A 1,179-nucleotide genomic window follows, 5' to 3' on the forward strand; every position below is an offset into this window, starting at 1 on the left:
CCGCTCTTTACAGAAGTGTTATGGCAAACCGCTGGACACTACGATCATGTACACGTCGGGTGGCAAGAGGGAAAACACCAAGCCGGAAAGATGTACGTAGGCGATAAAACATTGATTGATCGACCAACGGGTGACGGTGGCGGTTCCCTAAGTACAGGGACGGCTTCCCCAAATTCCGACAAAGGATTTATCACGAGTGCATTTGTTGGAATCGTTCGAGCTGTTATGATTCTTGTCTTTCTGATCGTAGCTATATATTTCTTTTTCCAAGCTTTCCCGGATATAAAAGTAAAAGTATTTTAAGGAGTTGAGAATATGACAAAGGATAATACATGGCGCGAGGTCACGCTCACATTACCGCCTAGAATGGCATATACACATGTGTTTGAAGATACAAAACCAAATCACTATGACATTAATAATTTGTCTGTAGCGACGTTATACGCGGGTGTGCGCGTTCTACCAAGTCCACACGAATATGAATTAATGGTTCCAAGTAATGGACGCAACATCCTAGCAAGAAAAGAAGGATCTTCCCAAATCGAAATTTACAATGATAGTGACGTCACGGCGCGTATCATTTTAACGACATTCAACGAACCATTTAACCCGGCTGTACTTGCTAATAGTGCAAGTGGTACAAGTGGCGGGGGTGGCGGTGGTGCTACGGATGGAAACGTCATTGTAAAAGGATTCTCAAGCGCGCTTCCTGCCGGAAATAACAATCTAGGAAAAGTAGTTGTGACGGAAATGCCTACCGTTCCAATTGAGTTTAAAACATTACCATCGGGTACAAATATGATTGGTAACGTAGGTGTCACGAAACTACCGCCACTTGCTGAAGGTACAAGTCATATCGGAAGTGTAAACGTAGAAGGTGGGGTTTCTATTGCGAGTATGCCACCTGTACAGGTTACGAATGACCCTGTTCGTGCCAGTCATTTCTATTTCGAAGCGATGATCGGGACGGGTAATTATATATGTAACGTGGGTGACGTCATTAAATTCTCGTACTTAGTGAATGAAGGTGACACCGATCTATTCCTAAACTTTGATGATAATACCTTGAATCCGAATTTACTGTCCGGTAAGAACATGACAATTCGTTTAAAACCTGGTGAACAGTTATCAGAGTTTACAAGAAAAGCAAATAAAATAACATTTGTACGCCAATCCGGA

General features: G+C 42.7%; 1 protein-coding gene and 1 pseudogene. Both read left to right on the plus strand.

Features of this window, described 5'->3' with window-relative positions:
- A pseudogene (locus MR107_RS30095) lies at window positions 1–303 on the plus strand (hypothetical protein); the annotation flags it as partial.
- 12 nt (window positions 304–315) lie between these two features.
- Window positions 316–1,179: hypothetical protein (locus MR107_RS30100; RefSeq protein ID WP_242293156.1), on the plus strand; the 864-nt coding region annotated here is incomplete at its 3' end.

This window comes from Bacillus cereus group sp. BfR-BA-01441 (assembly GCF_022663075.1).
Taxonomy (GTDB): Bacteria; Bacillota; Bacilli; order Bacillales; family Bacillaceae_G; genus Bacillus_A; species Bacillus_A cereus.